General features: G+C 54.0%; 23 protein-coding genes. 19 read left to right on the top strand and 4 right to left on the bottom strand.

All coding sequences use genetic code 11. The features are described 5' to 3' along the window. The first annotated feature begins 41 nt into the window (after positions 1 to 41). The gene (gene gltP / locus Dpoa2040_RS03505; protein WP_042869762.1) at positions 42 to 1,358 is read left to right on the top strand and encodes a glutamate/aspartate:proton symporter GltP; all 1,317 of its coding nucleotides are present in this window, start codon (positions 42 to 44) and stop codon (positions 1,356 to 1,358) included. A 139-nt stretch (positions 1,359 to 1,497) separates the two neighbouring features. Continuing rightward, on the top strand, positions 1,498 to 1,692 hold the full coding sequence (locus Dpoa2040_RS03500) for a hypothetical protein (protein ID WP_210423806.1): 195 nt from the start codon (positions 1,498 to 1,500) through the stop codon (positions 1,690 to 1,692). A gap of 59 nt (positions 1,693 to 1,751) precedes the next feature. Here the strand turns inward: Dpoa2040_RS03500 and Dpoa2040_RS03495 are convergent, their stop codons facing one another. The 3 genes from Dpoa2040_RS03495 to Dpoa2040_RS03485 are packed head-to-tail and all read right to left on the bottom strand — an operon-like array spanning position 1,752 to position 4,531. Further along, positions 1,752 to 2,618, bottom strand: coding sequence for an ABC transporter permease (locus tag Dpoa2040_RS03495; RefSeq protein WP_042869764.1), 867 nt, complete (start codon positions 2,616 to 2,618; stop codon positions 1,752 to 1,754). Beyond that, positions 2,578 to 3,435, bottom strand: coding sequence for an ABC transporter ATP-binding protein (locus Dpoa2040_RS03490; protein WP_168640341.1), 858 nt, complete (start codon positions 3,433 to 3,435; stop codon positions 2,578 to 2,580). The genes Dpoa2040_RS03495 and Dpoa2040_RS03490 overlap by 41 nt, the downstream gene beginning before the upstream one ends. 16 nt (positions 3,436 to 3,451) lie before the next feature. After that, entirely contained in the window at positions 3,452 to 4,531 is a 1,080-nt protein-coding gene (locus tag Dpoa2040_RS03485) for an ABC transporter substrate-binding protein (RefSeq protein WP_168640314.1), read from the bottom strand. 286 nt (positions 4,532 to 4,817) lie between these two features. Here Dpoa2040_RS03485 and Dpoa2040_RS03480 point away from each other — a divergent pair, with 286 nt between their 5' ends. The 5 genes from Dpoa2040_RS03480 to ygjG all read left to right on the top strand — a co-directional run bounded on the left by Dpoa2040_RS03480 (position 4,818) and on the right by ygjG (position 11,226). Beyond that, positions 4,818 to 5,840, top strand: coding sequence for a malate/lactate/ureidoglycolate dehydrogenase (locus tag Dpoa2040_RS03480; RefSeq protein WP_042869768.1), 1,023 nt, complete (start codon positions 4,818 to 4,820; stop codon positions 5,838 to 5,840). 184 nt (positions 5,841 to 6,024) lie between these two features. Next, positions 6,025 to 7,038, top strand: a complete 1,014-nt coding sequence (locus tag Dpoa2040_RS03475; RefSeq protein ID WP_146411382.1) for a D-cysteine desulfhydrase — start codon at positions 6,025 to 6,027, stop codon at positions 7,036 to 7,038. Next, the gene (locus Dpoa2040_RS03470; protein WP_168640313.1) at positions 7,038 to 7,766 is read left to right on the top strand and encodes an aspartate/glutamate racemase family protein; all 729 of its coding nucleotides are present in this window, start codon (positions 7,038 to 7,040) and stop codon (positions 7,764 to 7,766) included. Before Dpoa2040_RS03475 ends, Dpoa2040_RS03470 begins: the two co-directional genes overlap by 1 nt. A 324-nt stretch (positions 7,767 to 8,090) precedes the next feature. Next, positions 8,091 to 9,527 (top strand): aminobutyraldehyde dehydrogenase, encoded by a 1,437-nt coding sequence (gene patD, locus Dpoa2040_RS03465; protein WP_168640312.1) that lies wholly within the window; start codon positions 8,091 to 8,093, stop codon positions 9,525 to 9,527. A gap of 280 nt (positions 9,528 to 9,807) precedes the next feature. Next, entirely contained in the window at positions 9,808 to 11,226 is a 1,419-nt protein-coding gene (ygjG, locus tag Dpoa2040_RS03460; protein ID WP_168640311.1) for a putrescine aminotransferase, read from the top strand. A gap of 307 nt (positions 11,227 to 11,533) precedes the next feature. Here the strand turns inward: ygjG and Dpoa2040_RS03455 are convergent, their stop codons facing one another. Further along, positions 11,534 to 12,469 (bottom strand): LysR substrate-binding domain-containing protein, encoded by a 936-nt coding sequence (locus tag Dpoa2040_RS03455; protein WP_042869777.1) that lies wholly within the window; start codon positions 12,467 to 12,469, stop codon positions 11,534 to 11,536. 105 nt (positions 12,470 to 12,574) lie between these two features. Here Dpoa2040_RS03455 and Dpoa2040_RS03450 point away from each other — a divergent pair, with 105 nt between their 5' ends. The 12 genes from Dpoa2040_RS03450 (at position 12,575) to phnN (ending at position 23,018) form a co-directional block, all read left to right on the top strand. Then, positions 12,575 to 13,705, top strand: coding sequence for a PLP-dependent aspartate aminotransferase family protein (locus tag Dpoa2040_RS03450; protein WP_042869779.1), 1,131 nt, complete (start codon positions 12,575 to 12,577; stop codon positions 13,703 to 13,705). A gap of 44 nt (positions 13,706 to 13,749) precedes the next feature. Further along, positions 13,750 to 15,036 carry an aromatic amino acid transport family protein gene (locus Dpoa2040_RS03445; protein WP_042869782.1) on the top strand — a complete coding sequence of 429 codons (1,287 nt, stop codon included), beginning with the start codon at positions 13,750 to 13,752 and terminating at the stop codon, positions 15,034 to 15,036. A 184-nt stretch (positions 15,037 to 15,220) separates the two neighbouring features. Then, positions 15,221 to 15,613, top strand: a complete 393-nt coding sequence (locus tag Dpoa2040_RS03440; RefSeq protein ID WP_168640310.1) for a RidA family protein — start codon at positions 15,221 to 15,223, stop codon at positions 15,611 to 15,613. Positions 15,614 to 16,075: 462 nt separating this feature from the next. After that, complete coding sequence (gene phnF, locus Dpoa2040_RS03435; protein WP_146411379.1) at positions 16,076 to 16,795, top strand: phosphonate metabolism transcriptional regulator PhnF; 720 nt, start codon at positions 16,076 to 16,078, stop codon at positions 16,793 to 16,795. Continuing rightward, positions 16,796 to 17,245 carry a phosphonate C-P lyase system protein PhnG gene (gene phnG, locus Dpoa2040_RS03430; protein WP_168640309.1) on the top strand — a complete coding sequence of 150 codons (450 nt, stop codon included), beginning with the start codon at positions 16,796 to 16,798 and terminating at the stop codon, positions 17,243 to 17,245. It abuts the gene before it with no gap. Further along, positions 17,242 to 17,817, top strand: coding sequence for a phosphonate C-P lyase system protein PhnH (gene phnH, locus Dpoa2040_RS03425; protein ID WP_168640308.1), 576 nt, complete (start codon positions 17,242 to 17,244; stop codon positions 17,815 to 17,817). The genes phnG and phnH overlap by 4 nt, the downstream gene beginning before the upstream one ends. Next, positions 17,817 to 18,908 carry a carbon-phosphorus lyase complex subunit PhnI gene (locus tag Dpoa2040_RS03420; protein ID WP_168640307.1) on the top strand — a complete coding sequence of 364 codons (1,092 nt, stop codon included), beginning with the start codon at positions 17,817 to 17,819 and terminating at the stop codon, positions 18,906 to 18,908. Before phnH ends, Dpoa2040_RS03420 begins: the two co-directional genes overlap by 1 nt. Further along, positions 18,886 to 19,740 (top strand): alpha-D-ribose 1-methylphosphonate 5-phosphate C-P-lyase PhnJ, encoded by an 855-nt coding sequence (locus Dpoa2040_RS03415; RefSeq protein ID WP_168640306.1) that lies wholly within the window; start codon positions 18,886 to 18,888, stop codon positions 19,738 to 19,740. The genes Dpoa2040_RS03420 and Dpoa2040_RS03415 overlap by 23 nt, the downstream gene beginning before the upstream one ends. After that, positions 19,727 to 20,563 carry a phosphonate C-P lyase system protein PhnK gene (gene phnK / locus Dpoa2040_RS03410; protein WP_210423805.1) on the top strand — a complete coding sequence of 279 codons (837 nt, stop codon included), beginning with the start codon at positions 19,727 to 19,729 and terminating at the stop codon, positions 20,561 to 20,563. The genes Dpoa2040_RS03415 and phnK overlap by 14 nt, the downstream gene beginning before the upstream one ends. Before the next feature lie 24 nt (positions 20,564 to 20,587). After that, entirely contained in the window at positions 20,588 to 21,310 is a 723-nt protein-coding gene (gene phnL / locus Dpoa2040_RS03405) for a phosphonate C-P lyase system protein PhnL (RefSeq protein WP_168640305.1), read from the top strand. Continuing rightward, positions 21,307 to 22,458, top strand: a complete 1,152-nt coding sequence (phnM, locus tag Dpoa2040_RS03400) for an alpha-D-ribose 1-methylphosphonate 5-triphosphate diphosphatase (protein WP_168640304.1) — start codon at positions 21,307 to 21,309, stop codon at positions 22,456 to 22,458. The genes phnL and phnM overlap by 4 nt, the downstream gene beginning before the upstream one ends. Then, a complete protein-coding gene (phnN, locus tag Dpoa2040_RS03395; protein ID WP_168640303.1) occupies positions 22,458 to 23,018 on the top strand; it encodes a ribose 1,5-bisphosphokinase in 561 nt (186 codons plus the stop codon). The genes phnM and phnN overlap by 1 nt, the downstream gene beginning before the upstream one ends. The last annotated feature ends 4 nt before the right edge of the window (positions 23,019 to 23,022 follow it).

The raw sequence follows: 23,022 nt of genomic DNA, 5'->3' as shown, positions 1-23,022 counted from the left end.
CGGCGAGTAGTAGCAGGGAGCACAGACAATGGATTCGTATCATGAAAAAACAAAAAGTTAGCCTTGCCTGGCAAATTCTCATCGCATTGTTCATCGGTATTGCTGTCGGTGCTTGGCTGCATGAAAACCCAGCCAATAAACAATGGTTGATCGCCAACCTGTTGAGTCCAGCCGGGGATATCTTTATCCGGTTGATCAAGATGATTGTGGTGCCGATTGTTATCACCACGCTGGTGGTCGGCATCGCTGGTGTCGGTGATGCTAAAAAGCTGGGGCGCATCGGTTTCAAAACAATCGTTTATTTTGAAGTCATTACCACGTTGGCGATTGTCATCGGTATTACATTAGCCAACCTGTTTCATCCTGGGCACGGCGTTGACATGTCGATGCTGACCAAAGTGGATATCTCTCAGTATGAGAAAACCACCGAACAGGTGCAAAGCGGTTCGCACAGTCTGGTAGGCACGATTCTCTCGCTGATTCCACCCAATATTTTTGCCGCGTTGGCCAAGGGTGACATGCTGCCAGTGATCTTCTTCGCCGTATTGTTCGGCCTTGGGCTGTCATCTCTGCCGCGCGAGCAGCGTGATCCGCTGTTGAATGTGTTCCGCAGTGCGTCGGAAACCATGTTCCGTGTCACTAACATGATCATGCGTTATGCACCGATTGGGGTGTTTGCACTGATTTCCGTGACCGTTGCCAACTTCGGCTTCGCTTCGCTATGGCCGCTCGCCAAGCTGGTGGTTCTGGTCTATGCCGCGATTCTGTTCTTTGCGCTGGTGGTGCTGGGGGCTGTGGCGCGTATGTGCCGCCTGCGCATTATGACGCTGATCCGCATTCTGAAGGACGAGCTGATTCTTGCCTATTCGACCGCCAGTTCCGAAACGGTGCTGCCGCGTATCATTCAGAAGATGGAAGCCTACGGCGCACCAAAAGCGATCACCAGCTTTGTGGTGCCGACCGGTTACTCGTTCAATCTGGATGGTTCCACGCTGTATCAAAGCATCGCGGCTATTTTCATCGCGCAACTGTACGGCATTGATCTCAGTCTGGGGCATGAGGTGGTGCTGGTGCTGACGCTGATGATCACCTCTAAAGGGATTGCCGGCGTACCGGGTGTCTCCTTTGTGGTATTGCTGGCGACGCTGGGCAGCGTGGGTATTCCGCTGGAAGGTCTGGCGTTTATCGCCGGGGTAGACCGCATTCTGGATATGGCGCGTACCGCACTGAATGTAGTGGGCAATGCGCTGGCGGTGCTGGTTGTCGCCAAGTGGGAAGGGCAGTTCGACGAAGAGAAAGCGCGTGCCTATGAGCAAGAGCAGGCAACGTTGGTTGTGCGACCCGCCAGTCAGGAATAATCTTGTTTTCTATGATGTTGCAACCGGGCTTCGGCCCGGTTTTTTTATACTCCTGGCCTGCACGCGTGGTATCGGTATAAGGGTATCGATAAGTATTGCCCTAGAGAAGCAGACGCGTATCGAATGCTCGAAACAAGGGATGTTGACGCGATTTGAAGACTCGGCGAATAGTAGTAGCTATATGGTGTATGAATTCGAGGTATTCAGGGATATTTTTAGCGCCTGGGATAGCGACCGGTGTTATGAATTACTGGATACGGTATTGAGCGTCTCCGACGTACTTGAACAAGCCAGAGCATGTTGCGGCATTGAGTTTCCTCTCATACCGCAATAAACCTATCGTCTGTCCTGGGATGCTTTACAGGCCTGTACCAGTCATCATGGGAATGCCGCTTAGCGCTGCATTCCCCATTTTCGAACGGTCAGACGTTCCAGCGTGGCGAAAATCAACCCTTCCACCAGTAACCCTATCAAGATCACCGACGCCAGACCGGCGAACACGTGGTCGGTATACAATTCGTTGCGATTCTGGAAGATATACCATCCCAGTCCGCCTTTGCCGCTGGAGGCGCCAAATACCAGTTCAGCGGCGATCAAGGTACGCCAGGCGAAGGCCCAGCCGATCTTCAGACCAGAAATAATGGCAGGTAGCGCTGCCGGGATAAGAATGTGAGCGACATAACGCCAGCCGGTCAGGCCATAGTTGCGCCCGGCCATGCGCAGGGTATCGGAAACGCCGAGAAAACCGCTGTAAGCGTTGAGTGCCATCGGCCACATCACCGAATGCACCAGCACGAAAATCAGGCTTTTCTCACCGAGGCCAAACCACAGCAGCGCCAGCGGCAGCAGGGCGATGGCGGGCAGCGGGTTAAGCATAGCGGTGAGCAGAGCCAGCAGGTCGCGCCCCAGTTGTACCGATACCGCCAGCGTACTGAGCAACAGTGCCAGCAGGCTGCCGATAGCGTATCCTTTGAGCAGCATACCGAGAGACACGGCTGTTTTCTTTGGTAATTCGCCGCTCAGCCAGTCCTGACAGAACGCCTGCAGCGTCTGGAAAAAGCCAGGTAGCATCAGGTCGTTATTCTGCCAGCGAGCAGCGACTTCCCATAACGCCAGCAGTAACAGCACCAGTATTAAGCGGCGCAACCCGGTATGTTGAGCCAGCCGGGTTAGCCATGGCAGTGGTGCTTCCAGCGTATCGGGCGCCAATGGCGTGAGTTCACGCTGATACTCTGGCCTGATCGGGGGCAACATATTCATGAGGAACCTCGTGTGAAGCCGACGGGCCGCGAGGGGCTGGTGTCGGCGGGAATAACAGATCGTGGATGTGCTGAGCGGTGTGCTGAAAGGCCTCGCTGCCGGCATCGTTCAGCGAAAACTGATGGCAGTTGATTTCCGCCCGCACCCGACCGGGATGAGGAGACAACAGCAAGACCCGGCTGCCGACCACCAGCGCCTCTTCAATGGAGTGGGTGACGAACAGCAGCGTGAAGCGCACCTCTTCCCACAATGTGAGCAACTCTTCCTGCATTTTGCGGCGAGTGAGAGCGTCCAGTGCGGCGAAGGGTTCGTCCATCAGCAGTATTTTCGGTTGCATCGCCAGCGCGCGGGCAATCGCCACTCGCTGTTTCATACCACCGGACAGCGTGTGGGGGTAGGCATTGGCGAAGTTCGCCAGTCCGACTTTATCGAGAAAGTGCAGCGCCCGTTCGCGCGCGTCTGATTTCGTCAGTTTGCCGCTGGCGACCAGCGGAAACAGCGTGTTTTCCAGCACCGTTTTCCACGGCGGCAACTGGTCGAACTCCTGAAACACCATCATACGGTCCGGACCGGGGCGCGTGACGGGCTGGTTCTCCAGCCGAATATAACCGCTGGTTGGCGACAGAAACCCGCCGATTGCTTTCAGCAGACTGGATTTGCCGCAACCTGATGGCCCCAGCAGCACAAAACGTTCTGCCGGAAACACATCAAAACTGACGTCGTGGGTCGCCTGTATCTGTGCGCGATAGGTTCGGTAACGCAGGTCAACATTGTTGACCTGCAACAGCGGATGCAATGGGTAAGCGGACATCGCCATCTCCTGTTGCCGGATATTAACTGCCCGGCTGATCGTAGATTTCACTGAAGAAGTAGTCTTTCCATGACGCCGCCTTGTTTTTCAGTACGCCGAGCTGTTGCAGTTTTTCGGCATACACCGAGGTGCGTTGCGGCACTATGGTGAAATCTACCTCCGGGTCTTCGACGATGCGCTTGACCAGCGGCAACGGCAGGCGTGAGTTTTCCACCCGGATATAGGTTTCGGCGGCGGCGGCCTTGTTGGCGTTGATGATGTCAGAGGCTTCCTTCAGTGCGTCATAGAAGGCGCGGTAGGTTTTCGGGTTTTCATCGTGAAATTTTTGGGTGGTGTAGAGCACATTGAAGGTGCCTGCCCCGCCCAGCACGTCATAAGAACTCAGAATTTTGTGCACGTTCGGGTGTTCCAGTGCCTGATATTGAAACGGCGGACTGGAGAAATGGGCGGTGATTTCCGAACCGCCGGCGATCAACGCCGCGTTGGCGTCCGGGTGCGGCAGGCTGACGGTAATATTATCGAAACGTTTGTAGTTACTGTCGCCGAACAGTTTGGCGGTTTCAATCTGCAATGTGCGTGACTGGAAACCGACGCCGGCAGCGGGGGTGGCGATGCGGTCGTGGTCGCTGAGGTCGCGCAGGGTTTTCACCGCCGGATTGTTAGTTAACAGATAATTCGGCATAGAACCCAGCGAGGCGATGGCGCGTACATTCTGTTTGCCCAGCGTACGGTCCCACAGCGTCAGCATCGGCGGCACCCCGGCGGACGCGACATCCAGCGCGCCGGACAGCAATGCTTCATTAATGGCTGTGGCACCGGATAGCGTTCGCCAGTCCACTTTGATATCCAGCCCCTGCTGTTTACCATTTTTTTCAATTAATTGCTGGTCGCGCACCACGTCCAGAATCAGGTAGCCGATGCCGAACTGCTGGGCGATGCTGATGCTACCCTCCGCTTGTGCCGCCAACGGCGCAGCACCCAGCGTGAGCGTCAGTGCCAGCAGCCAACCGCTTTTGACATGGCTGGAGGCGGTATTCGTCTGCCCAGTCGTCTTTTTCGCCCGGTTTATTTTTACGACCTGGTTTATTGCTATGAATTGCATTGCCACTGGCGCCATCAATATAGTCTCGCAGTTAATTGTTTAATTAATGAAATTCGGTGGTCGATTTCATTTCAAAAAAAGATAACTTTGAATGCTATTTTTATAACGCCTGATGACAAAGACCATTTGGAAATAAGTTAGTTGAATCCTGTTTATAGTTATTTTTGATAAACAGATTCGGTATTTGGTTAAGCACTATTATTGCTATCGTTTCCTGTATTATTCACTTACCCCGATTTCCGCGAAGATTATAGTAAACACATTCTGATTTACGGGGACCAGAAACATGCCTGTTTTTTCTCACGATTATTTACGTCATTATTTACGCGAACGCCTGAGCGATGCGGAGGTGAGAGCAGATGTCGCCGGGCTGGTGGCGGATAATCTGGTGGAGTCCAGCCTGAAGGGCCATGATTCTCACGGCGTCGGCATGTTGCCGCGTTATATCGCCGCCATTCGAGAAGGTGGGCTGGCGCCACATGCTCAGGTGGAAAAGACCCTCGACGCTGGGCCGATGATAGCGTTTTCCGGGCAGCATGGTTTTGGTCAGGTAGTGGCCCGACAGGCGATAGCTCAGGGTATTGAGCGTGTGCAGCAGCAGGGCGTTGCGGTGATCAGCCTGTCGGATGCGCACCATCTTGGGCGTATCGGCGCCTGGGCGGAACAGGCGGCCGATGCCGGGCTGGTGTCGCTGCATTTCGCCAATGTCTACACTCGCCCTATCGTCATGCCCTGGCAGGGGCAGCAACCGCGTTTCGGCACTAATCCCTTCTGCGTCGGTGTTCCGGTCGTGGGTGGTCCGCCGGTGATTCTTGATTTTGCCACCAGCGTGATTGCCGGCAACAAGGCGCGCATTGCCTGGAACGAAGGACGACAACTGCCGCCAGGGCAGATTGTCGATAATCTGGGCCAGCCTGCGGTGGACCCGCGCTGGCTGATGGAGGAACCTTTCGGCGCGCTGCTGTCATTTGGCCAGCATAAAGGCTCCGGGCTGGCGCTGGTGTGCTCGTTGCTTGGCGCGGCGCTGACCGGCGGGGCGACCGAGCGTACTGCTACGGGGCAAGGCAAGCGGATCATCAACAGCATGTTATCGATACTGATCGATCCGCAGCGGATGGGCGGCGCGGCCAGCTATCAACAAGAAATTCCTGCCTTGCTGGATTGGGTGCGACAGTCGCGTTCCGATGGCGAATTGCTGCTGCCCGGTGATCCGGAACAGCGGGCTTATCGCCAACGGCTGACAAACGGTATTTTTGTCGATGACGAAAGCTGGCGGCAATTAACCGAACTGGAGCGGCAGATAGCCTGAATCAGTTATTGCGTAGTGTAATGGTGTTATTTCGATAACACATGAAATCGCATTTCTCATTATTTTGGGGGAAGCGATTATTTCATGATGTTTTTTTATTCTCTGTTCATCAGTTTTGTAGCTGGAACTATACGAATACCTTATACGATTCACTTTGTTTATATTATTTATCGAGGAGATAACAATGCATCTCGCCCGTTTTCCCCGTTTGTCATTAGGGCATTTCCCCACACCGCTGGAACCGCTACCGCGGTTATCGGCTTATCTTGGCGGACCGACGATTTATATCAAGCGTGACGACGCCACCGGGCTGGCGACCGGCGGTAATAAAACCCGCAAACTCGAATTTCTGTTGGCAGAAGCTTTGCAGCAGGATGCTGATGTCATCATCACCCAAGGGGCCACGCAATCCAACCATGTACGCCAAACTATCGCCGCCGCAGCGAAATTGGGGTTGAAGACGCAGGTTCTGCTGGAAAAGCGGGTTGATGATTATGGTGTTGACTACCAGCGTTCCGGTAATGTGCTGTTGGACAAACTGCTGGGCGGCGACATTGTGGGGCATCTGCCTGCTGGCACGGACATGCAGCAGGCGATGGAGGTACTGGCGGCCACGCTGCGCGAACAGGGCCACCGGCCTTACGTTATTCCCGGCGGTGGTTCCAGCCCGACCGGTGCGCTGGGGTATGTCGCCTGTGCTGAAGAGCTGCTGTATCAATCCAGTCAACAGCGACTAAGTCTTGACCATATCGTACACGCCACCGGTAGCACCGGTACTCAGGCTGGACTGGTAACCGGGCTGACTGCCAGCAACAGCGGTATTCCTGTATTGGGCATCAGCGTACGGGCGCCAAAGACGAAGCAGGAAGAGAACGTGTGGCAACTGGCGCAGCGCACCTGGCAGAAGCTGGGGCTGACGGGCGAGGTGCCGCGCGAGGCGGTTCAGGTCAACAGCGACTATGTTGGGCAGGGATACGGCATTCCCACCGCTGGTACGCTGGAAGCCTTGAAACTGGCGGCGCAACTGGAAGGCATTTTGCTGGACCCGGTCTATTCCGGTAAGGCGTTGGCCGGGTTGATCGACCTGGTACGCAAAGGGCAGTTCGGCAAAAATGAAAACGTGCTGTTTATTCATACCGGCGGAGCGGCTGGACTGTTTGGCTACCGTCAACTGTTTGAACAGCAGGAAAGCTGGTGATGCCGTCGTCGTCGCGTTTTCTGGCCGGAGTGCTGGGCGGCATGGGGCCGCTCGCCACCGTAGATCTGTTGCAGAAGATCATCGCCGCTACGCCCGCTGAGCGTGACCAGCAACATGTGCCGCTCGCAGTGTGGAATGTGCCGCAGGTTCCGGATCGCCAGCGGGCGCTGGCCGGGATTGGCGCATCACCGTTGCCTGCGTTGTTGGATGGCGTTGAACACCTCAACCGGCTGGATATTAGTCACCTGATTATTCCCTGTAATACTGCGCATCACTGGTTTGATGAACTGCGAGCGGCCAGCCGTGCACCGGTGCTGCATATCGCCGATGCCACGCTGGCGCAGGTGCGGTTTGCCCTGGACGGCACTCCGTCCCTACGGTTGGGGGTGATCGCTACTCACGGCACGTTGGCGGCGGGGTGGTATCAACAGCGGTTGGCGGCACTGGATGTCGAAATGGTACTGCCCGATGAACAGGAGATGGATAACCTGTTTGTGCCGGGCTGTTACGCCGTCAAGCGTGGTGAGGCTGCGGCAGGCGGACAACGCTTCGAGCAACTGGCCGAACGGCTGGCTGCGCGTGGCGCCACTCATCTGATCCTGGCCTGCACCGAAGTTGCTCCTGGATTGGCCGCCGTGCAGTCACACTGGTTGGCGCGTAGTATCGACAGTACCGAAGCACTGGCCCGGCACTGTGTCGCGTTATGGCGCCGGCACATGGGCGGATAGTGACAAAACCCCCACTGGCCGGTTTCCAGGCGGACCGTTGAGAGGAAAACCTCTGTGTGAGAACCCGGCGACATAAACTCCCTCTGTCTGAAAAACACCGTCATTCATTATGGGGTGCAGAGTAACGCCAGGCGATACTCCGGTTATCTCTGCGTTATGTGAGCGGCGTCATTTCCCTCCGGCTCTCTTGTGGTTATGGCTCAGCTACGCTTGAGAGGCAGCAAGTACCGTTTTTATCGGTGAGCGACTGCAGAAGATGGCAGGTATTTTGCTAGATGAACGCTATAGGGTACGTCTACAGCTATCGTTTCAAGGGAGCGGGGTATGCACGACAATTTGCTGATTGACATGTTGATTGACGGAAAGCGGGTGTTAGGTAGCGGAGCGCCTTATACGGTGTACAACCCGGCGACGGGAGACGCCATTATCACGATGGCGCAGGCGGATCTGGCACAAGTGAATGCCGCCGTGATGGCGGCGGATGCAGCGTTTGCCCACTGGGGACAGACCACGCCGAAAACACGTGCCACGCTGTTACTGAAACTGGCGGACTTGATTGAAGAACACAGCGAAACGCTGGCCCGGCTGGAGTCGCTGAATTGCGGTAAACCTTATCATGCAGCGTTGAATGACGAGATGCCTGCGGTGGCGGATGTGTTTCGCTTCTTTGCCGGTGCGGCGCGTTGCCTGAACGGCTCGGCGGCGGGTGAGTATCTGGAAGGGCATACCTCGATGATCCGCCGCGATCCGGTGGGCGTTGTCGCGTCTATCGCCCCCTGGAATTATCCGCTGATGATGGCGGCGTGGAAGCTGGCGCCGGCGCTGGCGGCAGGTAACTGCGTGGTGCTGAAGCCGGCGGAGCAGACGCCGCTGACGGCGCTGTATCTGGCCAGCTTGCTGGCCGATCTGTTCCCACCGGGCGTCGTCAATATCTTGTTCGGACAGGGACGGGAAATCGGCGATGCGCTGACCGGCCACGAACGGGTGCGCATGGTATCGCTGACCGGTTCTATCGCCACCGGTGCGCACATTATTGGTCATGCGGCACCCAGCGTGAAACGCACTCACATGGAACTGGGTGGCAAAGCGCCGGTAATCGTGTTTGACGATGCCGACCTGGATCAAGTGGTAGACGGTATTCGTAGTTTCGGCTTCTACAACGCCGGGCAAGACTGCACTGCGGCCTGCCGTCTCTACGTGCAGCGCCCCATCTATGAACAATTGGTGGAAAAGCTCGGCAAAGCGGTTGCTACGCTGAAAATCGGCACACCCGACGACCCGTCCACCGAGTTGGGTCCCTTGATCACCGCTGAACAGTTGGAGCGGGTTGCCGGTTTTGTCGAGCGCGCCCGTGCACAACCGCATATCCGGCTGATTACCGGCGGGGAGCGGGTGCCTGGCGGGGGTTACTATTTTCAACCCACCGTACTGGCGGATGCCCGGCAGGAAGACGAGATAGTTCAGCGGGAAGTATTTGGTCCGGTGATATCCATCACGCCATTTGACGATGAAGCGCAGGTGGTGGCGTGGGCTAACGATTCTCGCTATGGGCTGGCTTCTTCGGTGTGGACGCGAGATATCGGCCGCGCGCATCGTGTCGCCGCCTGTCTGGAATACGGCTGCACCTGGGTCAACACCCACTTTATGCTGGTGAGCGAGATGCCGCACGGCGGCCAGAAACTGTCTGGTTACGGCAAGGACATGTCTGTCTACGGTCTGGAGGATTACACCGTAGTGCGGCACGTTATGATTCGTCACTGACGGTACGAGTGACAACCGGCGGGCGGTGAAAAAATGCCCAACAGTAGGGCGAGCTGCACAATAACGGTGCGCTCGCCTTGTTTTTTGAGCGTTTTTTACTCTTTATTTCGTAGTTAACGGTAAGACGTAATAGTGAACAGACTATTTTGTTTATAAAGTTTTGTAAAAATAATTTAAAAAAGGAGGAAATCGTGATTTTCGGATTGGGTGGGCAGGGTGGTGCGTTATATGCATTACTTAAATTGGTATCACGTGATACCTCACTCCCAAGGAGCGCATTTTGTCCAGACAACCGTCACATCTCAACCCGCTAGAGTGTTCTCAGCAGGCTCTTGATTGGATTATGAGCGATACCTTGTCCGCCGATGCGATGACGGCGCTCAATCTTGAAACCCTCAGTGCATTTCGTGAATACGTCAATCCCGGTTTTCTGGAGTACAGAAAATCCGTCACCTCTGGTGGCAGCTATGGTGCGGTAGAATGGCGCGCCAGCGGTCCCAATACGCTGCTTGATACGCAGGGCAATGAATACCTCGACTGCCTTGGTGGTTATGGCATTTTCAATGTTGGTCACCGTAACCCGATGGTGGTCGCCGCGGTGGAAAAGCAACTGTCCAAACAGCCGTTACACAGTCAGGAACTGCTGGACCCACTGCGCGCTATGCTGGCAAAAACGCTGGCGGCCATCACCCCTGGCGCGCTGAAGTATAGTTTCTTTAGCAACAGCGGCACTGAGTCGGTGGAGGCGGCGCTGAAGCTGGCGAAAGCCTATCAGTCACCCCGCGGAAAGTTCAGCTTCATCGCCACCCACGGCGCATTCCACGGCAAGTCGCTGGGGGCGTTGTCCGCCACTGCCAAGCCGGTGTTTCGTCGCCCGTTTATGCCATTATTGCCGAATTTCCACCATGTGGCGTTTGGCGATATTCAGGCGATGCGACAGAAAGTCGAACAGTGTCAGCGCAACGGTGAAGGGGTTGCCGCGGTGATTCTGGAGCCGATTCAGGGAGAAGGTGGCGTCATTGTGCCGCCGGAATCGTATCTACCCGCTGTTCGCGCATTGTGCGATGAGGTTGGCGCATTGTTGATTCTGGATGAAGTGCAAACCGGCATGGGGCGTACCGGTAAGATGTTTGCCTGCGAGCACTATGGCGTGCAGCCGGATATCCTGTGTCTGGCGAAGGCGCTCGGCGGCGGCGTGATGCCGATTGGCGCAACAGTCGCTACCGAAGCGGTGTTCTCGGTGCTGTTTGACAACCCGTTCCTGCACACCACCACTTTTGGCGGCAACCCGTTGGCCTGTGCGGCGGCGCTGGCGACCATCAACGTGCTGTTGCGTGATAATCTGGCGGAGCAGGCAGCGCGTCAGGGAGAAATTCTGCTGACCGGGTTGCAACGACTGGCGGCGGCGTATCCTGATCTGATTGTGGAGGCGCGCGGCAAAGGTTTGCTACAGGCAATTGAATTCAGGGAAAACTCGATTGGTTATGCGTTTGCCAGCGAGCTGTTCCAGCGCCGCGTACTGGTGGCAGGCACGCTGAACAACGCCAAGTCGATTCGCATCGAACCACCACTGACCATTACTCCGGAGCAATGTCAGCACGTGCTGCAAGAGGCGGAACGGGCGCTGGCGAGGCTACGGGCAACCGGTGTGGATGACGCCAAACCTAAACCTGTTAATAAGGAACTCGCACTCCAGTGAACACCCACCCTTATGCGTTCAGCCCGGTGCTGAGCCGATACGTAAGCCAGTCTGATTAATCGACTGGCTTTTTTTTGGGGGGTAAAAGGTCGGTATCGAAGAGAAATTAAAAATTATATTCGCTGAGTTTATCCTCTATCGGCTGGTTTCCTTTATATTTGTATCTGAGTTCATCCTGCTGTTTTTCCGCCGCTTTACAGTACTTATTTGCATCTCGCTAAATTTCCCGCTGGCGTGATTTAGGCATTGTACTACCTTATATACACATATATTGGGCCATAAGGCAGCGAATAAATATTCTTACTATTCAAATATTAAATTGTTTTGTTTTTATATCAATATGATGATTCTGTGAAATATCCTTCAGTTCTCTTGCAGTCTGAATTCTTAATTTTTTAATAAGCTCTTTTGCACTATCCTTGAGAATTTTATCTTTTCTGAATATTAAATTTGTTCCAAATGTGATTTTTTCATCGAGATTGAATACATCAAGTTCATCCGGACCAATATCTATGAGTGTTAACGGATGAACAATGCCGATACCTGAGCCAGCCTTAACTATTTCCATGACAGTATGACAAAAAGGTGTTTCAACAATGACGTTTAAATTTATTTTTTTTGTTCTGCATTCCTTTTCAAGCGCTATCCGTGTCGTATCCTCAGCGTTTAGGGAGATGAAATTGTGCTTTGCCATGTCAGACAGGCTAATCATCTTGTTGTTCCCTTTGATGGTGTTCCTGGGAGCAATGACAACGCCATTTACCGCACAAAAACTATAAAACACGCAACTATTTCCATATATTTCATTGGCTACAAGCCCAAAATCAAATTCACCTGAGTCAACCGTCTCATAGATATCGCGTGAACTGTTAATTGAAAATTTGACTTGCGTCACGGATGATTTTACATAGCTTGCAATGACTTTCGGAGTCAGCTTTTGTCCGAATACGGGATGGGCGGCCAGATGAATGGTTGTATCTATTCGATTTCTAAGGGATTTCATCTTGTGTTCAATGAGTTCAATACCCCTGAAATGCTTCTCCACTTCTGCCATAAGTATGTGAGCATTTTCGGTTGCTTCCAATCTGCCTCTTTCACGTCTGAAAAGCTCAATTCCGTAATCATTTTCAAAAATTTTTAATTTTTGACTGACAGCCGACTGAGAAATACCAAGCATTTCAGCCGCTTTGGTGGCACTACCTGTAAGCATCACCGCCCTGAAGGTCTCAATTTCCCGGTACATAAATATATTACCTGCACTTATGAAGTCATTAGCTGGAAGTATAGAAATATACAATTTGAAGCGCAATAGTGAAGCCTGTGATAGCAACCAAAGCAGGTAACTGGAATGAATAATGATAATTGCGAAAATTCATTTAACTCTTTAGCCACACCGATATACCGAGGATCTACAATCGTCTTTAATAACTTTAAGAGTTTTGAAGAACGAAGAAAACGTCAGCCAGATGGATTCAGTTACGGGATTACAGGTTCCCCTACTCACAGGGAGTTAGAAAATGTAATTTCAGAACTTGAATGCGCTAAACATACTATTGTGCTCCCTTCCGGGCAATCTGCGCTGGTACTGGTATTAATGGCAACATTAAAGAATGGCGATCATGTTGTGGTCCCTGATTCATGCTACGGTCCGGTAAGAAATTTCCTGACAGAAAATTTAACTGCGCTGGGGATTGACGTGACTTTCGTACCACCGAGAGAAACCAGTTTTTTACGTGAAGTTATTCAGGATAATACCAGACTGATCATGCTGGAATCGCCGTGTTCCCTGACAATGGAGGTTCAGGATACAGAAGAGATTGTCAGAATTGCACAGCAGAAAAATATTCTGACGGTAATGGATAACTCATGGTCTGGTCCTTTACTGTTCAAACCAATGAAATTTGGGGCGGACTTTGTGGTTGAAGCTGTTTCAAAAATGTTGAATGGGCATTCTGACGTACTGCTGGGAAGTATCAGCACAAAAGATATCGGATGGCATACGAAACTCAGGAATCTGCAGGATGTCATGGGAATGTATGTTAGCCCGGATGACTGTTACCTTGCCCTGAGAGGGATTGAAACCTATCCGTTACGTCAGGAAAAACATTCCCACTCAGCGAGGATTATTTCGCAGTGGCTGGAAAATCACCCTGCAATTTCCTCGGTATTGCATCCGGGGCTGGCCTCATCAGAAGATAATGCACTGTATAATAAATATTTCGAAGGATATGGTTCTGTATTTTCCTTCACCCTTAAAAACGAAAAACGCCTGGATGATTTTTTTAATGCGTTATCCCGGTTTAGGATTGGTGCCAGTTATGGCGGAACCGTAAGCCTTATCGCTTACTATTCGGTTGAATCGTTGCAGTCACGTTCATTTTTTAAAGGGCATTCATCGTTAATCAGAGTCTCCATTGGCCTTGAAGACAGTCAGAAGCTCATTGACGACCTGGATTACGCCCTCAAAAAGACTCTGTAAGTAACAATATAAAATATAATAGTTCCTCAATTAAGGAGATTTATATGTCTTCCAGTATCCTTACGTCCAATATGATAGGAAACAGTTTCAAAACAGATGTACTATGGATTTTAGCTATTTATGGCTGTGCTGTGGGTAGCGGTTCACTTTTCTGGCCTATAAGTCTCGGCAGCGCTGGCCTCTGGTCAATGGTTATACTCATTGCCTTAGCATTCCCGGTAACATATTTCACTTACCGGGTCCTTTCACAATATATTGCCGTAGGAACAGTTTCGCAAACATCCAAGAGCAACCTTATTGATACTACGAATGAATTGCTGGGGAATAAAGCGGTGAAGTACTTGACAGTTGCTTATTTCCTTATCATGATTCCATCATTGGCTGTTTATGCCATTACAATGAGTAATACTTTTCTGGATTTTTTTAAAACACAGCTTGGGTTTCCTCCTTTAAACAGAAATGCTACCGTTTTTGGAATAATCCTTGCTATGTCATTAATTTCTCTTGGAAAAACAGAAACAATACTGAAGGTTGTTGGCGTAATAGTCTTCCCTTTCATACTTTCACTCATTTTCTTTGGTGTAATGTCAGTACCTCACTGGAGTATGTCTTTTCTGACAGCAGAAGAAAATACAAATTCCATTCCTGAAATTGTCAAATCAACATTTAATAATCTGCCAGTTCTGATCTTTGCGTTCAGCTTCACCCCAATTGTTTCCAGTCTGGTTGCTCATTACAAGCAGTCTCACGGGGAACAGGCATTTAGAAAAATTGATCAGATTTTGATTCTCTCTTTAATCATCATTATTTCAACAGTGGTATTCTTCGCATTAGGTTGTATTTTTTCTTTAACGCCAGCAGAAATTAAAGAAGCACGAATTGAGAATCTTACTTCTTTATCTATTCTGGCGAGAAAATTTGATGCGCCTTGGCTTGCTATTTGTTCCCAGGTGATTATTTTCTTTGCGGCAATGAAAGCTTTCCTCGGTACATTTATAGCCACACGAGAAAGTTTGATTGGCATGGCTCTTAATATATTTAAATGCGGAAACTCGTTCTCTAACGGACTGGGTATGCGTCTTATATCTGTTGGCGTCGTCTTCATTATTACGCTGATACCTACAGTTGCAAATCTGGATGTTATTAATATTATTAAATACTTCATGGTGCCTATCAGTGTGTTTATTGTTTTTTTCTTACCTCAGTATGCATTTCACAAGGTACCAAAACTGAGTCATTTAAAAGGTGGCTTTATGAACTGGTTCGTGATCCTGACAGGTATCTGTGCTTTATTTGCAGGTGTTTTGAATATCATTAAACATTTGTTCTGATTGCAGCGCATCATACTTATATAACGACTCTTTTCTTTACAACGTGATGATAATAACGGTTTTTAATGGGCGATAATATCGTTCTATATTATATCGATTCATCTTTAATGATGATAACTATTTATCTGAATACATCAGGCATAGACATTTTTTGTAAAAAACAAAGTAACAGATAGGTGTCTCTATGAAATCAAAAATTAATACTGAGCTGGCCCCCGCAGCAATCGGCCCTTACTCTCAGGCTATCCAGTTTGGGAATCTGATTTTCACTTCCGGCCAACTTCCTCTGGACCCGGCAACAATGAAATTTCCAGATGGAGGAATTAAAGAGCAGACTGCACAATCACTCAAAAACGTTCAGTCAATCCTTGAGAAGTGTGGCTCGACGATGGGTAATGTGATTAAAACCACCTGTTTCTTGTCGGATATGGCTCATTTTTCAGATTTTAATAAGATCTATGAAGATTTTTTTGGTACGGATACTGCACCAGCCCGCTCCTGTATTCAGGCCGCAAAACTGCCAATGGGAGCTTTAGTTGAAGTGGAGGTCGTTGCGTATATTGAAAATAAATCCTGATTGATAAATCGTTTATTCACCCCTTGTCAAAAGGGGTGAATAAACAGGTTGTAAATTAATTATTCCTGCAGGATTTTACCAGAAGCACTGTGTTGGTATTCCTGTTTAATGAAAAGGCTTTTTTTACTCTTTATATTATAGGGGTGTTTTATATTTTTCTGTTTATACTGAGATCAGTCATGTCAATTTGACTACTCACAATATTATTCATTTTTATTATTGCCTTCCCGTTACTATTGAAATCAAAAAAAGATCTAAAATATTAAATCAACCTGCCTCACCGCCTGCCTTTTTTCTTTCACTATTTCGTCATCCACGCTTCGCCAGTTTGTCACACCGTCCTGTCAACATAGCCGCTATTCCCCTGACTGAATCGATGCATTGTCTGGTTGCGTGTCGGGGTTAAGCAAAATCCGTGTGCCAGTTGGGATGCGGAGTTGAACCTGCGAGCAGGAGTTTTTTATGGACAGGTTATCTAGACATCCTACCACTGTGTATCAGGTTATCGCTGCCCGGTTGGAAGAAGAGCTGCGCACGGTGTATCGCTGTGGCGATTACCTGCCGTCTGAACAGCAACTCGCGGCGCGTTATGACGTCAATCGCCATACGCTGCGCCGGGCGGTGGACGAGTTGGTGAATAAAGGGTTGGTACAGCGTCGGCACGGTGTCGGCATTCTGGTGTTGATGCGACCTTATGATTACCCGCTACATGCACAGGCGCGTTTCAGTCAGAACCTGCTGGAACAGGGCAGTCACCCCACCAGCGAGCGCTTGCTGGCGGTGCTGCGCCCTGCTAACGCCGGGGTCGCGGCGGCATTGGGGCGGAAAGAGGGCGACGAGGTGATTCATCTGCGCACGCTGCGCCGGGTTAACGGCGTGCCGGTGTCGCTAATCGATCACTACCTGCCGGAACTCAACTGGTGGCCGGCGTTGCAGCGTTTCACCAGCGGGTCGCTGCATGATTTTCTGTCGCGTGAGCTACAGCAAGCGTTGACCCGCCGCCAGACCCGCATCAGCGCCCGTGCATCGCAGGCGAAAGAAGCGCAACTGCTGGAAGTGGCGCGGCAAACCCCGTTGATGTGTATCCGCACGCTCAATACCTGTAACGGCAGCGACCGGGTGGCGGAGTACTCCGTCAGTCTGGCGCGGGCCGACATGATCGAACTGACCATGGAGCACTGAATGACAACCCACACCCCACGGCAGCGCTGGCTGTCGGTACTGGCGCATAGCGATGCAGAGCAACTGCGGCGTCACTGGCTGTCGCTGGAGTTGCAACCGTCCTGGCAGTTGCTACGCGCCCCGGAAATCGGGTTGGCCCGCTTACAGGCGCGCATGGGTGCGACCGGTAATCGCTTTGTACTGGGCGATGTGACCGTCACCCGTGCAGTAGTTCGGCTGGACGATGGCACCTGCGGCTACAGCTACATCACCGGTCGCAACAAGTCTCACGCCGAACTGTGTGCGCTGATCGACGCTTTGCTGCAACAACAAGGTGTGCAAAGCGCTGTCTACCAACAACTGATCGTGCCGCTGGCCGCGACCCGTGATGAATTGCGTCAGCAACGGGCGTGTGAGATAGCCAGTAGCAAGGTCGATTTCTTTACGCTGGTGCGGGGAGATAACGCATGACGTTACTGGCCGGATTTTCCCATCCGTGGCGTGATGCGCAGTACGCTTTTCGCCGCATTCTGAAAGCGATGAGCGAGCCGGGTGTGGTGGTATCGCTGGACCATGACAATGGCTGGGACGGTTTATCGTCTTCCGCTACTGCCGTGGTGTTAACGCTGATGGACCGTGAAACGCCGTTATGGCTCGACCCGGCTTTGTCGCAGGAAACGTTGCTGTCCAACCTGCGTTTTCACACCGGTGTGAAGCTGGTGGCGCGTGAGGCGGCGGCATTCGCCTTGTTGCCGGTCAGCCGGGAGCTGTCGCTGGAGGGATTTGCCGCTGGCGACGACATCGCGCCGGAAAACAGCACGACGCTGGTGCTGGAAGTGCCCACACTGGGCGGTGGTCGCGCATTGCGCCTGACCGGGCCGGGTATTGCCGAAGCGCGTATGATTGCGCCGCAGTTACCCGACAGCGTGCTGAATTATCTGGAACATCGCCCGCATCCGTTTCCCGCCGGGCTGGATTTCATGTTTACCTGCGGCAGCACGCTGATGGCGCTGCCGCGTACCACGCATGTGGAGGTGTGCTGATGTATGTCGCAGTGAAAGGGGGGGAGAAAGCCATTGAGGCGGCCCATCAGTTACAGGCCAATCTGCGGCGCGGCGATACCCGGCTGGCGGAGGTGAAGGCAGAGCAGATTGAACAGCAACTGGGGTTGGCGGTAGACCGGGTGATGACCGAAGGCGGTATTTATGACCGGGAACTGGCGGCGCTGGCGATAAAGCAAGCCAGCGGCGACCTGGTGGAGGCGATTTTTTTGCTGCGGGCCTATCGTACCACGCTGCCCCGGCTGGCGGACAGCCTGCCGCTGGATACCGGGCGGATGCAACTGGAGCGGCGTATTTCAGCTGTGTACAAGGATCTGCCCGGCGGGCAGGTGCTCGGCCCGACCTATGACTATACCCACCGGTTGCTGGATTTTGCGCTGCTGGCGGAAGGCGAGCAGCCAGTCGCGCCAACGGCTGAGAAACCACTGGCGGCGCACTGTCCGCACATGTTCGCCATGATGACGGCGGAGGGGTTGGCGGCGACTGAGCAGGACGACGGCTGCGAGCCATTGGATATCACCCGTGATCCGCCTGTGTACCCGATGCCGCGCAGCGCCCGGTTGCAGCAACTGGCGCGTGGTGATGAAGGCTTCCTGCTGGCGCTGGGCTATTCCACCCAGCGTGGTTATGGCCGCACCCATCCGTTTGCCGGTGAGATTCGTACCGGTTACGTCACGGTGGAAATTGAGCCGGAAGAACTGGGCTTTGCGCTGGAGATTGGCGACATCCTGCTGACCGAATGTGAAATGGTCAACGGCTTTACCGTGCCGGAGGCGGAGCCGCCGCATTTTACTCGTGGCTACGGGTTGGTGTTTGGCCGGGCCGAACGTAAGGCGATGGCGATGGCGCTGGTGGACCGGGCGTTGCAAGCGTCGGACTATCAGGAACCGGTCGGCAGCCCGGCGCAGGACGAAGAGTTTGTGCTGTCGCACGCCGACAACGTGGAAGCGGCGGGTTTTGTCTCTCACCTCAAGTTACCGCATTACGTCGATTTTCAGGCCGAACTGGCCTTGCTGCGCCAGTTACGCCAGCCACCGCAGGAGGAGTGCGATGAACACGCTGAGCGGATATAACCCCGGTTATCTGGATGAACAAAGTAAACGCACGATTCGGCGCGCCATTCTCAAAGCGGTGGCGATCCCCGGTTATCAGGTGCCGTTTGGCGGACGGGAGATGCCGATGCCTTACGGCTGGGGCACCGGCGGCATCCAGCTTACCGCCAGCCTGATTGGTGATGACGATGTGCTGAAAGTGATTGATCAAGGTGCTGACGACACCACCAACGCGGTGTCGATTCGCCGCTTTTTTCAGCGGGTCAGTGGGGCGGCGACTACCGAGCGTACCGTCGAGGCGACACTGATTCAGACCCGCCACCGCATCCCGGAAACGCCGCTACGTGAAGACCAGATCCTGATTTATCAGGTGCCGATCCCCGAACCACTGCGCTTTATCGAACCACGGGAAACGGAAACGCGCAAAATGCACGCGCTGGAGGAGTACGGCATCATGCAGGTGAAACTGTATGAGGATATCGCCCGCTTCGGGCATATCGCCACCACCTACGCGTACCCCGTGAAAGTGAACGGTCGCTACATGATGGACCCGTCACCCATTCCCAAGTTCGACAACCCGAAGATGCATCAGATGCCGGCGCTGCAACTGTTTGGCGCCGGGCGCGAGAAGCGCATTTATGCACTGCCGCCTTACACTAATGTAGAAAGCCTCGATTTTGACGACCATCCGTTCAGCGTTCAGCGCTGGGATCAGCCCTGTGCGCTGTGCGGGTCGCGTGACAGCTATCTCGACGAGGTGGTGATGGACGATCAGGGAACCCGATTGTACGTCTGTTCCGATACCGATTATTGCCGCGAGCGTCAGGAGGCCGGGCACCATGAATCACATTGATCAGGCTTTCGTGGATCAGGCTTGCGTGGATAAGACTGGCGTGCCGGTCACGGGCGCTGGCGGTGACGATGAAATACCGCTGTTGCAGGTGCGCAATCTGACCCACCTGTATGCGCCCGGCAAGGGGTTCAGCGAGGTGTCGTTCGACCTGTATCCCGGCGAGGTGCTGGGTATTGTCGGCGAGTCCGGCTCCGGCAAAACCACGCTGTTGCGGGCGATTTCCGCCCGACTGATGCCGCAGGCTGGGCAGATTGATTATCAGGGCCGCTCGCTGTACGCCATGAGCGAAAGTGATCGCCGCCGCCTGCTGCGCACCGAGTGGGGAGTGGTGCATCAGCATCCGTTGGATGGGCTGCGCCCCAGCGTATCGGCGGGCGGCAACATCGGCGAACGGCTGATGGCGGTCGGTGCTCGCCATTACGGCGATATTCGTCGTCAGGCCGGGCAGTGGTTGCAGGATGTGGAAATCCCGCTGTCGCGGCTCGATGACCTGCCCACCACCTTTTCTGGCGGTATGCAACAGCGGTTGCAGATAGCCCGCAATCTGGTCACTCATCCGAAGCTGGTGTTCATGGATGAACCCACCGGCGGGCTGGATGTATCGGTGCAGGCGCGGTTGCTGGATCTGCTGCGTACGCTGGTGCGCGATCTCGGTCTGGCGGTAGTGATTGTGACCCATGACCTCGGCGTGGCGCGTCTGCTGGCGCACCGGCTGTTGGTGATGCGCGAAGGCAAGGTCGTGGAAAGCGGCCTGACCGACCGGGTGCTGGATGATCCGCATCATCCTTATACCCAGTTACTGGTGTCGTCGGTATTGGGATAAGCGCAACTGGCGATGAGATGAACTATGACAACCGAAGGCACATCCATGACCATTCTGCGCGTGGAAAATCTGAGTAAAACTTTTGTGCTGCATAACCAGCACGCCGCCCGGCTGCCGGTGTTGCATCAGGCCAGTCTGATGGTAGCGGCGGGTGAATGCGTGGTGCTGCATGGTCACTCCGGCAGCGGCAAGTCCACGTTGTTGCGCTCGCTGTACGCCAACTACCAGCCGGATAGCGGCCAGGTGTGGGTGCGACATCGTCATACCTGGGTGGATCTGGTGACCGCGCCGGCCCGGCAGGTGCTGGCGGTGCGGCGCGACACTATCGGCTGGGTCAGCCAGTTTCTGCGGGTGATCCCGCGTATTTCGACGCTGGAAGTGGTGATGCAACCGCTGCTGGAGCGCGGCGAAGACCGGGCGATATGTGAGGCGCGTGCCAGCGAGTTGTTGACCCGGCTCAACGTTCCGCGCCGGTTATGGACGCTGGCTCCCGCGACTTTTTCCGGCGGCGAGCAGCAGCGCGTCAACATCGCCCGCGGGTTTATCGCCGACTATCCGTTGCTGCTGCTGGACGAACCCACCGCTTCTCTGGACGCCGCCAATCGTGAGGCCGTCGTCGGGTTGATTGAAGACGCGCGCGCCCGCGGCGCGGCAGTCGTCGGTATTTTTCACGATGCAGAGGTACGCGCCCGCGTGGCGGACCGCTTGCATCACATGGCACCCGCAACGCAGGAACTCACGGCATGAGCGCGACGACCCAGATCATCAATAATGTGCAACTGGTGTTACAGGATGAAGTGATTAGCGGGTCACTGGCCTGGCGCGACGGCGTGATCGAGGCATTTTCCTCCTCGTCCAGTCAACTGCCGCAGGCGCTGGATGGCGAAGGGGGCTGGCTGTTGCCGGGGCTGGTAGAGCTGCATACCGACAATCTGGACAAGTTCTTCATGCCGCGCCCGAAGGTGGAGTGGCCAGCGCATTCGGCAATGAGCAGCCATGATGCGCTGATTGTCTCCAGCGGCATCACCACGGTGCTGGATGCGGTGGCGATAGGCGATGTACGCGACGGCGGTCACCGGCTTGATAACCTGAAACGCATGATTGACGCGGTTATTCACAGTCAGCAACAAGGGGTGAACCGAGCGCAGCATCTGCTGCATCTACGTTGTGAATTGCCGCACGACACCACCTTGCCATTATTTGAGGCGTTGATGGCGCTACCGCAAGTGGCGCTGGTATCACTGATGGACCACTCGCCGGGGCAACGGCAGTTCGCTACGCCGGAAAAATACCGTGAGTATTATCAGGGCAAATATCACCTGAACAATGCCGAGATGGATGCGTTTGAAACCGAACAGCGCAAACTGTCTGAACAGTGGTCAACGCCGAACCGGCTGGCGATTGCCGCCCACTGCCGCAAGCGAGGAATTGCGCTGGCCAGTCATGACGACGCTACTGCCGCGCATGTGCATGAATCGCTGGCGCAAGGCTGCGTGATTGCCGAATTTCCTACCACCGAGATAGCCGCGCAGGTATCTCACACCCACGGCATGAAAGTGCTGATGGGCGCCCCCAATATCGTGCGCGGCGGCTCCCATTCCGGCAACGTGGCGGCGTCTCGTCTGGCGGAGCAGGGGCTGCTGGATATTCTGTCATCCGACTATTATCCCGCCAGCCTACTGGATGCAGCGTTTCGCCTCGCTATGGATGAACGCAATACGTTGACCTTGCCGCAGACGGTGGCGATGGTGAGTGATAATTCGGCGCAGGCGGTCGGGTTAACTGACCGGGGGCGGATTGCCGCTGGGCGGCGCGCCGATCTGGTGCTGGCACATCGCTCCCACGGTCAGGTGCGGATTAGTCATGTCTGGGCACAGGGGCGGCAGGTGTTCTGATGGCGCGCGTAATCTGGCTGACCGGTGCGTCCGGTTCCGGTAAAGACACGTTGCTGGATGCGCTGCGACAGACGCATCCAACCCGTCTGTTGGTGGCGCACCGTTACATTACCCGGCCAATACAAGCCGGCGGCGAAAATCACATTGCGCTGAGCGACCAGGAGTTTGCCTGTCGGCGCGAGTGCGGTTTGTTCGCCTTGCACTGGCAGGCGCACCAGTATCAGTACGGCGTCGGTATTGAAATCGACCTGTGGTTATCTGCCGGGCTGGATGTGGTGGTCAACGGTTCCCGCGCTCAACACCCGCAGGCACAGCAGCGTTATGGCAGTCGGTTATTACCGGTGTGTTTGCAGGTGTCTCCTGCGGTGCTGGCGCAGCGGTTACGCCAGCGTGGACGGGAAGATGAGGCACAAATCGCGCAGCGGTTACAACGTGCCGGTGCGATGCCGGTTCCGGCGACGTGCCGACGGCTGGATAACGATGGACCGCTGGCGCAGACGCTACAGGCGTTCCACACCCTGCTGGCGGCTGAAAAACGAGAGCATGAAAGGCGGAGCTAATGGT

This window comes from Dickeya sp. CFBP 2040, from assembly GCF_012273755.1.
Classification (GTDB): domain Bacteria; phylum Pseudomonadota; class Gammaproteobacteria; order Enterobacterales; family Enterobacteriaceae; genus Dickeya; species Dickeya poaceiphila.
The sequence above is the reverse complement of the archived record's forward strand: the minus strand, read 5'-3'. Positions and strand labels throughout refer to the sequence as shown.